At 50.2% G+C, this 9,801-nt stretch carries 7 protein-coding genes; 3 read left to right on the top strand and 4 right to left on the bottom strand.

Annotation, left to right across the window (positions count from 1 at the left end; all coding sequences use genetic code 11):
* Positions 1–104: 104 nt before the first annotated feature.
* Positions 105–1,622, bottom strand: coding sequence for a cryptochrome/deoxyribodipyrimidine photo-lyase family protein (locus tag ACFSW8_RS00090; RefSeq protein WP_377090782.1), 1,518 nt, complete (start codon positions 1,620–1,622; stop codon positions 105–107).
* A gap of 2 nt (positions 1,623–1,624) precedes the next feature.
* Positions 1,625–3,085, bottom strand: coding sequence for a cryptochrome/photolyase family protein (locus tag ACFSW8_RS00085; protein WP_377177142.1), 1,461 nt, complete (start codon positions 3,083–3,085; stop codon positions 1,625–1,627).
* A 31-nt stretch (positions 3,086–3,116) separates the two neighbouring features.
* Here ACFSW8_RS00085 and ACFSW8_RS00080 point away from each other — a divergent pair, with 31 nt between their 5' ends.
* Both ACFSW8_RS00080 and ACFSW8_RS00075 read left to right on the top strand, forming a co-directional pair.
* Positions 3,117–3,248, top strand: a complete 132-nt coding sequence (locus tag ACFSW8_RS00080; protein WP_377090784.1) for a hypothetical protein — start codon at positions 3,117–3,119, stop codon at positions 3,246–3,248.
* A gap of 60 nt (positions 3,249–3,308) precedes the next feature.
* Positions 3,309–6,431 carry a sulfatase-like hydrolase/transferase gene (locus ACFSW8_RS00075; protein WP_377090785.1) on the top strand — a complete coding sequence of 1,041 codons (3,123 nt, stop codon included), beginning with the start codon at positions 3,309–3,311 and terminating at the stop codon, positions 6,429–6,431.
* Positions 6,432–6,938: 507 nt separating this feature from the next.
* On the opposite strand, the gene ACFSW8_RS00070 is transcribed toward ACFSW8_RS00075, so the two are convergent.
* Together ACFSW8_RS00070 and ACFSW8_RS00065 are read right to left on the bottom strand one after the other, a co-directional pair.
* Complete coding sequence (locus tag ACFSW8_RS00070; RefSeq protein ID WP_377177140.1) at positions 6,939–7,286, bottom strand: rhodanese-like domain-containing protein; 348 nt, start codon at positions 7,284–7,286, stop codon at positions 6,939–6,941.
* Positions 7,287–7,860: 574 nt separating this feature from the next.
* Positions 7,861–8,478, bottom strand: a complete 618-nt coding sequence (locus ACFSW8_RS00065; RefSeq protein WP_377090789.1) for a PEP-CTERM sorting domain-containing protein — start codon at positions 8,476–8,478, stop codon at positions 7,861–7,863.
* A gap of 753 nt (positions 8,479–9,231) precedes the next feature.
* Between ACFSW8_RS00065 and ACFSW8_RS00060 the strand changes: the two genes are divergently transcribed.
* On the top strand, positions 9,232–9,588 hold the full coding sequence (locus tag ACFSW8_RS00060) for an RNA recognition motif domain-containing protein (protein ID WP_377090793.1): 357 nt from the start codon (positions 9,232–9,234) through the stop codon (positions 9,586–9,588).
* Positions 9,589–9,801 lie beyond the last annotated feature (213 nt).

Below are 9,801 nucleotides of genomic sequence, written 5' to 3'. Positions count from 1 at the left end.
AGCCATACTGAGCTGTCAGCAATATTCGCACCAATATGAAGAGGACTTCGCTGACAGCACACTAGACAGTGTAGACAAATGGATTTTTGCTAGAACTAAGATCGCTAACTTGACCTCTTGTGCCTCCTCGACGACCGACTGCCATGCTTTTGATAAACCTGCTGGGCCTCGACACGCGCCTCAGGAATCGTGCGTATCGCTCGAATGCGTCTCTGAGCATCTCGGTAAGCAAGCTGATGGTCCACAATTGGCCGAGGATAATCTTCCCCTATCAAACATTGAGAAAAGGTCTGCTCCATCGCTGGCATTAATTCTGGCTGTGCTATATAGGCCACTGGCACCTCCGCTAACTCAGGAACCCACTTCTTGATGAATACCCCCTCTGGATCTTGGTCAACAGCCTGCTTGATTGGACTGTAGACTCTCACACTATTAATGCCTGTAGTCCCACTCTGCATCTGGACTTGGCTCCAATGAATGCCCGGCTCGTAATCCACAAAGTACCGCGCTAAGACCAAGCCCGTCTCGCGCCAGTCGAGCCATAAATGGTAACTCGCAAATGACATCACCATCGCACGCATCCGAAAGTTCAGCCATCCCGTCGCCTTTACCGCACGCATACACGCATCCACCATTGGATACCCCGTCCTGCCCTCAGCCCAGCGCTCTAACATCTCTTGATTCTCCCCCCTCAACCCGTCGTATGCACGCGCGATATTGACACAGTCTATATCCACTTGATCTTCCATCTTCTGCATGAAATGGCAATGCCAACGCAATCTCGACAAGTAGGAGCGCAAACTTTGCTTCCAGACGGTCACCGTACCCAGAGGAACCTCACCTACTTTAATCTGAGATAACCTTGCACGACCAATGCGGTATGCTTCCTTTACAGAAATACACCCAAAGCTCAAGTAAGGGCTAAGCCTACTACAGGCGTCGTAAGCGGTTACCGGGCTGCTCATTTCCGAGCGGTAACGAGTCCCACGGTGATACAAAAAACTCTCCAAAACCTCATGCGCCTCATCCTCCCCACCAACCTGCCTCTCCACCATCTCACGGTCAACCAAGCCCAACGCTGCGGCGTCCAAAATATCCCCCGTATGGCGTACTTCTGGTGAGTGCATCAATGCCGGGATTTGCATGACGTCTTGCTGCATGCGTCTGTTCCACCTCTCAGCCCAACCATCGCGGTCGCTGAGCCGACGAATCACACCATTCTGCGGAAATTCTTGAAACAGCACACCCTGCTCTCGAGCCCATGCAGCCACTTTCAAATCTCTATCAAAAGTCGTAGCATTTCCATTCTCCTCATGCGCCCAGAGGTGAGTCACCCCAAAATGACGCCGCACTTGCTCGAAAACACGCACCACTTCCCCCCGCAAAATGAGCAATTCCCCCCCCAGCCGCCGAAGCCCTTCACGGAGCTCCAACAAACACTCGTTGAGGAAGTAAAGGTGGCTAACGTCAAATTCTGGAGCCTGATAGACAATGGGTTCGTACACATACACAGCTAACATCTTATGCCCCATAGCACAGCGCCTTCCCACCTCGTGAAAACATCGGTGGTCACGTAGACGTAAATCCCGCTTCAGCCAAACCAAATGCACCTCGTCATCCATAGCTAAAACAAACTAGCTTCTCCCCATATCTGCCCATCATGCATCGCCACCCTGAATTCCTTAGCAAGTGCGTGGTGACCAGCTAGCTTATCTGCCCCCATCCTCTCTAAGTGGCCTAACATCATCTTCATCCTATACTGGCTCGCGAAAAAATCCCGGTGATCGTCAATGAAGCTCCAATACAGCGCATCCCACACATCACACCACGGGCCAGCTTTAAAATCAGACATCTTCTTTAAATAGTTAGACCCTGATAGGTACGGCTTGGTCACCATAAACCCACCACTCGCATACTGACTCATGCCATACACATTCGGCACCATCACCCAGTCGTATGCATCAACAAACATCTCCATAAACCAGCGGTAAACATCATCCGGGCGAATCCGCATCAGCATGAAAAAATTGCCCATCACCATTAGCCGCTCAATGTGGTGGGCGTAGCCTTCCCTCTGTACCTTATCGAGTACGTAGTCCACCGGTTCAAGCCCCGTGCGTCCCTTCCAAATGCTCTTGGGCATAGCGTCCACAAAACCAAAAAAGTTCTGCCTGCGCATCCAACCACCATGCTTACGATAAAGAATGGCAATGAACTCACGCCAACCAATCACTTGGCGAATGAATCCCTCCAAGTCATTCATTGCAACATCCACTCTCCCTGCGTGGGCTAATGCCGCGTCAACCACCTGCTGAGGAGTCAAAAGACCAATGTTCAGCATCGGCGTGAGCACCGAGTGGTAAAGGAAATCTCCCCGTGTGCTCAAGGCATCCTCATAACTCCCAAAACCTGAAAAACGCTCTACAAGGAATTGCTCCAGCCAGCGTTCCGCCCCCGCGTGCGTGATCGGATAGCGCAGGTTTTCACCATCACCACTGCCATCAGCCCACTGCCCAGATTCCACCAATGATTCCCTTGCTCGTTCAAGCAATCCCAGCCCCTCCTCATCATGCTCAATCATGGGTGCGCTTGGCACCGCAACCTTGCGTGGCAGTTTCTTCCGGTTGTCCTCATCAAAGCTCCACCTGCCACCCACTGGCTTCCCATCTGCACCCAGTAAGACCCCCATGCGTTTGCGCTGAGCTTCGTAAAAAGTCTTCATAAATGGCTTCTTACCATCTGCAAAAAAGTCCTCACCCCATGCATGCGGAGTCACAAATCCAGGCGACTCCAGCCAGGTGATCTCTCCCCCCCCAATGGCCTCCTCCAATTCATCTTCCAGATAAGCATCATTCAAGCGACACACAACACACTCACTCCCTCGCAACGCTGCCTCAGCTATGTCAGATGGGTGCAGCAAGCTCTCGACATGAATTCCAGATCTCTGACAACGTTCTAGATAGGCAAATACCGAGGCTTTCAGATGGAGTAAGCGCTTGCGGTGCGGCCGTATCTTCCATCTCCCTCGGCCCTCATATAGCCATACATCATCGATCAAGTACACCTGATCAGCAGCCTCAATCACTGGATGCGGCCAATACAGTTGGTGGGCGTATATGAAACCAATCTTCCTCACCCAATACCTATCCCACAAAAACCTAACACCGCAACTTCTCACCCATATTTCCCTCACATTTACCGACTTTCCTCTGCAGCTCGACAAGAAGGAAAAGGAACAAATCATGTAATAGATTGATTCAGCAAACATATGATAATGAGGTTCACTGCTGTGGAGCTCACATCTACCTATGAAGACTCTACTACCACTCCTCGCATTTCTCTCGCTACTTTGTAGCGTAAACGCTGCGCCTAAACCCAATATCGTCTATTTTTATGCCGATGATTTAGGTTGGGGCGCCCTCAAAGCCAACTACCCAAGCTCACAGCTTCTCACTCCCAACCTTGACGCACTCGTCGCTAGCGGAGCAAATTTCTCTCGCGGATACGGATGTATGGTCTGCTCACCGGCCCGTTCTTCTCAGCAACTCGGTTTCCACCAAGGCCACACCTGGACTGACCGTAATGACCCCGATAAAACCAAAGCGATTCGCGCAGAAGACACCACCGTCGGAACCATCGTAAAATCAGCTGGCTACCGCACTGGCTACTACGGTAAGTGGGGCTATGGCGCAGATTATGACAAGATCGACCCTGCCATCAATAACCCGCAAACACTACCAATCAACCACGGCTACGACGAGCTCCTTGCTGAGCTCCACCACAAGCGCGCCCACACCTTCTTCCAACCCACACTCTGGTCGCACGTCGAAACGAGCCCAGGTGTCTTCGAAACCCAGCTCATCCCTAACACCATTCCTAAAAATAACCCAAACTATCCAAACTATCCAAACTATCCAAACTTACCAGCCTACCAAAATGATGCCGGATACCCCGCCACCGCCTATTGCGATGACACCTACGCATTCGCAGCTATGGACTTTATCCGAACCAATGCTCAGTCCGGCCAACCATTCTTTGCAACCTTAGCCTTTCAAATCCCCCATACCCCACTCGGTGAAATCGATGGCCTCCCCAATTGGTTTGATGCCTACGCCGACGTTCCCGGCTCCGCAGACTGGGCCCAAGGAAGTAAACAATTTGCAGCCATGGTCACGCGCATGGATGCCCACATCGGTAACATCATGGATGTCCTGCGTGACCCAAATGGTGACGGAGACACCTCAGACAGCGTGCTTGAAAACACCTTGATCATCTTTGCCTCAGACAATGGTGGTCAATCGGGCCCCCCAAAGACTTTCTTCCAAACCAATGGCATTCTCAGCGGCTCCAAAGGGAGTGTGCAAGAAGGTGGCATCCGTGTCCCCACCGTCATGAGCTGGCCAGGTACCATCGCTGCTGGCCAGAACATCACCACTCCCGTCGATGTCACAGACGTCTTGCCGACTCTTGCCGAACTCGTTGGTGCGGAGGCTCCCGTCGGTACCGACGGCGTCTCGATCGCACCACTACTCACTGGTCATGGCGCGCAGCGCACTCGCGACTACCTCTGCCACGAAAGCGGCTCATCCTGGTCCATTATCAAAGGCGATTATAAAATGCGCAATAATGGAAACCTCTACAACTTGAGTAATGACCCAAGCGAGTCAACTAACCTTCTCAACCAAACCTCTGACCCGAACTACGCAGACTACCTCGCCCTCCGCGATGAACTCAATGCCGTAGCAAGCGCAGAGTTTCTGGGACTCACCGACACCTTTGCCAATTCCTTCCGCACTTGGACCGGCTCTGACGGAGCTGCTTTTGAAGCCGACGCTTCTTGGTCAGACCCAGCCTACCCTGCCGGTCACGAACTGGCCAATGACTACAGCGACAATACCCCCAACGCCCAGTGGAACGCGGTCATGCGTAACACCCAAAACACAGACGCCACCACCACACTCGCCACCAATGTGGATCTACTCGCCCTCGAAATCGGCAGCAATACTACCGCTCGCCAGTCCCTCGTCGTCCCAACAACCCTCACTGGCCGTAACGAAATTCGTATCAATGCCAATGGCGCACTCCAGCTAGAAGGCGGCACTCTCAAGTCCGCACGCTGGGTAGACATCAAAGCTGAGGGCACTCTCACTGGAGCTGGAACCATTGACTCTAACCTCTACCACGGTGGCCAACTCACCCTCACCCAAGCACCCGCCACAGAACAAGCTGCCGCTAATCAAGAGCTTATTCTTAATGGCAGCTTTGAAAATGGCACCCTTGATGGTAGCGGCGACTACTCCTTCAACAGCCTCGACCACTGGACCACCAATGGGGATGCCACCCTCGATGGTGCAAAGGGCAACAAAGCTCAAGACGGCACCTTCCGCGGACTCCTCCAGACTGGCGTAGGTCTCATCCAAGATACTGGCCACAACATTGCCCTAGATGAAACCTACCAACTCAGCTTCTGGCACCAAGGCTTTAGCAATTGGTCCACGGGTGAAGAAATTACCGTGCGCCTCTTCTACATCAATGACAGCGCCCAAGAAGTGGATCTCTTTAGCCAGACTCTCGCCTTGACCTCCGGCTCATGGATTCAGGCCAACTACCCCGTACCCGCCATCACTGACACCAATGCTGTCGGTAAATCCTTGCGAGTTTCCTTTCTCCCAGCAAATGGTGCCACAGGTTTCGCCTCACTTGATTCAGTCTCCCTCACCCTGCCCACAGATACGGTCACAATCCCCGGACACCGTAGACTCGAAATCGCTGGCCGTTACCTCGCTTACGATCACTCGAAGCTCACTCTCACTCTCGCAGGCAATGCCAATGCAGGTGACGACTACAGCCAACTCATTATCCAAGGTGAAGCAAACCTCAATGGGACCCTCGATCTCACCCTCGATAACAACTTCCAGCCTAGCCCAGGGGATAGCTTCACAATCCTCACCGCAGCCAGTGTCAATGGACGCTTCCAACACGCTGATAACTCCATTAAGGTAGGAAATGCCCACTATCGCATTCGCTATACCCCCACTGCTGTCCTGCTGGAAAATGTCGCTACCACCACCTCAGGGGTCCCACATTGGTGGTTTGATGAACAAGGTATCTCCGGCAATGACTACGAAACCCTCGCAAATACAGATTCTGATGGCGATGGTGTCCTCAATAAAGACGAGTGGATCGCTGGATCACACCCCACCAACAGCCAGTCACTGCCATCCCTCCAGCTCGTCAAACAAGGGAACACTATGACCCTTGAATGGCCCAGTCATTCTAACAGACGCTACTTCGTCGAAAGCTCCACCGACCTCATTAACTACACACCCTACAGTGGCCCACACTCCACCAGTAGCCCACTCAACAGCTTCTCCCCCACTCCCAATTCCGAACAACATCGCTTCTTTCGCATCAAAATTGAACGTGAATAAGCTCTTAGACCATTGAGCGAAACGGAATGGACGAATGGTCGAAATCAGCGTGCAGAAATATCAAGGTGGAGTGAAAGAGCCCCGCACGCGCGGGACAACTGAAGAGAAACGCTGATTCATTAACAAAGAGACTGAACCTACATTTCTTTCGCGCAGCGCAATACATCAAGCCCCCAAATAATAATCATTTGTCTCTTTTAAAATGCGATTTGGTAGTACCTCCACCCCAAAAATAAATGCGCTCAGAGCTCTCCCAAACCCTGAGCGCATACTACACAACTCGCTAGTCCAAGCACGGTACTAGTCGAGGCGCGGCCTAGCCCGTTCACAGTGAGCTCGAACGGCTAGACGAAATTTTCTTTTTTATTCGGTTTCTGTTTCTTTCGGCTGGCCAGATTTTTCTACTTCAGCGCCTGCATCCATCCAACCTGAGATGCCCGCCTTCATGGCTTTAACATTGGTGTAACCCATCTTCTTCGCTGCGACCGCAGCCTTTTTCCATGCCTTTCATGTAGGCCCACCACAATAAGCCACAATCAATGTAGCTTTGTCCTCAGGAAGCGCCTTCGCTAAAGCAGCTTCATCCATGGATTCAAAATGAAGTGCGCCCGGCACATGCCCAGCATTGAACTTCTCTAAACCATTCACATCCAAGATCGTCACCGACCCCTTCTTCATGGCTTCTTGAAGCTCACTGACGGATATCTCGCCAAACTTCATCTTCTTTTTCTCTTCCAGCTCATGAATGCCAGTCGAGTCATCAGTTGGCGCTTTCGCTCCCGCCAAATGCCCATCAGCAAATGCTGTGGTGAAGGGTAACGCAAACGACACTGAAATTAGGAATAACCATTTCATTTTCATAGCGTTGCAGCTTAACACACCCCACACACAAATTGCAATACATACTGATTGCCAGTTAGTTAGACAAATCTAATTATAAAGCTATTAGATTGATCACCATTTGATGACGACATTTCCGCACACCACTGACCTGCCAATGATCCTCCTCAAGCTAGATGACTTCATAAGAGCGGTCTATTGCGCATAGTGAACCGCCTTCTTTGACGTTCTTTTTCGAGCTTCCGTCGTTTATCCTCTGCAATTGAACGTGAAATATCCCACTTTTGTTGTGGATGGAAATGCTCACGCTCTCCCACTCGGGTATGAATATGCACAAAGCTACCGTGACTATGACGATCACTTTCTTGGCTCTCATAGACCGATAATGGTGAGTCTTTCACAAAAACCGATGAGCAAGAACAGATGGACAAGAATACGAGGGATCCCAGAATGCGCATGCCTTCAACATAGCGCCCCCCCAAGGTCTCAGCAATCAGAAAGCATCCTACCACTCAATACTCCCCCCTCAGTCACGTGCAGGACACACGCACACTCCTAATGCAGGTACATCCACCTAGGAAAAAGAGAACTACGACACTCGCCGCCGTAGGCCACATAAAATACACAAGGAAATGCCTAGTAATGCGGACCCGCTGGGCTCAGGCACTACTGTTGCAATCACCCAACTTTGAGCCGACGCATCAGGATTGGTAGGAAAAGTATTATCTAACACTGTGCGATCTGTGTTGAGCCAAATAGCCCCACCAGCCCCTACTCCTCCTGAGTTATAAATGGGTGTATCATAGTACCACCATAGCTCTACTGTTGCGCCTGGAATTCCGTCATCGGCCTGAAGCTTCAAGCTTGAACCTCCTACAATCGCCAAAGAACTCGGTGTTGCATACATGGCAAATGAACCGCCTAGACCTGATGCCAATGGATTAATGCCACTACTGTCAACTGAGTACGCCCCCCCAACGGTCGGAGTCACACTAAAATCCCATGCAGTAATAGCAGAATGCCCGACATAGAAATTGCCACTGGAGGCAGGGCTTTCGGTACCACTAGCTGTATCAACTGTAATCGTTCCTGCTAAGTTAGCTCCATTCTGGATCGCTGGGTAATTGCTAATTTGATAGGTGTACACAGCCCCATGGCTAGGTGACACAATGTTCAAGAAGACGACACTGAGGGCTATTGTTCTCATGGTTTTGAAACGATTTTTTATACAAGGACTCATGACTATTTGGGGGCTATTTCTTGAAGGCTCCTTTTGTAGATCATTAATAATGAAGAGCCCGCACCTTGTATTGTTAGTACACACACCCAAGAATCACAACCCTGAAATCATTATATCTGAAACACTAACAGACACACGCATCACCTCTCCACATGTTCGAAGATTGAATCACCTTCACACAACCAGTAGTATTTATCTTAACGACTGTATGCAACCACATGATGTGCCCAACGGATCTCTTCCACCTACTTCTTCCAGTTCGCCTTCAACTCAGGTAGCAACATGAGGGAAGCAATCAAAATGCAACTTGCACCAACATAAGCGACCACCTGTGGCCCCAGTGTCTTGGCTATCGCAAATGCCAAGAAAGCTGAGATCACTCCACGCACACCTGTAAAAAAAGTATGCACGCTCATGTATTCCCCCACCTTCTCTGCTGGTGCAAACTTCGTCGTCCATAAACTCCATCCGGAATAGGCTACATTTTAGACCATACACCTCTATCACTCTCAACCCTCCATTTCCAAATAGATCCTAGTCGTATGCAGAATATGCTTGTAGAATTCATCAATCCGCGACTTAACTGCTTAAGAGTTTAGAAAGCCTACATCAGAGGCGTTGTATTTTGTATTTGTCGGTATTGCTATCAAACGATGTTAGATGAAGAAAATTTCACTGCATCAGAGTTATTTAGGTCGCTAGACACAACACTACAAAATTATGAATACAAAAGTATATGTGGGCAACCTGCCCTACGACGTTACTGAAGAAGAGCTCAAGGCACATTTTGAAACTCAAGGGAAAGTATCCGATATTCACTTAGTGATCGACAAATACACTGATCAACCTCGTGGATTTGGCTTTGTAACCATGGAAGACCAGAACGGAATGCTTGCAGCTATCGAACATCTTGACGGCAAAAACTTTGGAGGTAGAGATCTCAAAATTAATGAAGCCCGCCCAAGAGAAAACAATAACCGTGGCGGCGGCTTTGCTGGGCGTGGCGGTAATTACAATCAACAAAATAGATCAGGAGGAGGGAGTCGAAAAGGGCAACGAGGCGACAAGAACTGGTAAAGAAATCCAGAACTACTCTATTTCATAGAATTTTCAAAAGCCCTCCCAATTCGATTCGGTTGGGCTTTTTTCTACCCCTCAATGGAGATGTCTTCTCATCTCTAAACCCGCTGCCAAGCTGACAAACCCACCAACTAGACTACCGTCCCGAATGGCACGTAGTTAAGGTCGATTACGAGCTTTTTTGTAGTAGACGGAAAGCCTGATATTGAA

Source organism: Rubritalea tangerina (assembly GCF_042683245.1).
Classification (GTDB): Bacteria; Verrucomicrobiota; Verrucomicrobiia; order Verrucomicrobiales; family Akkermansiaceae; genus Rubritalea; species Rubritalea tangerina.
The sequence above is the reverse complement of the archived record's forward strand: the minus strand, read 5'-3'. Positions and strand labels throughout refer to the sequence as shown.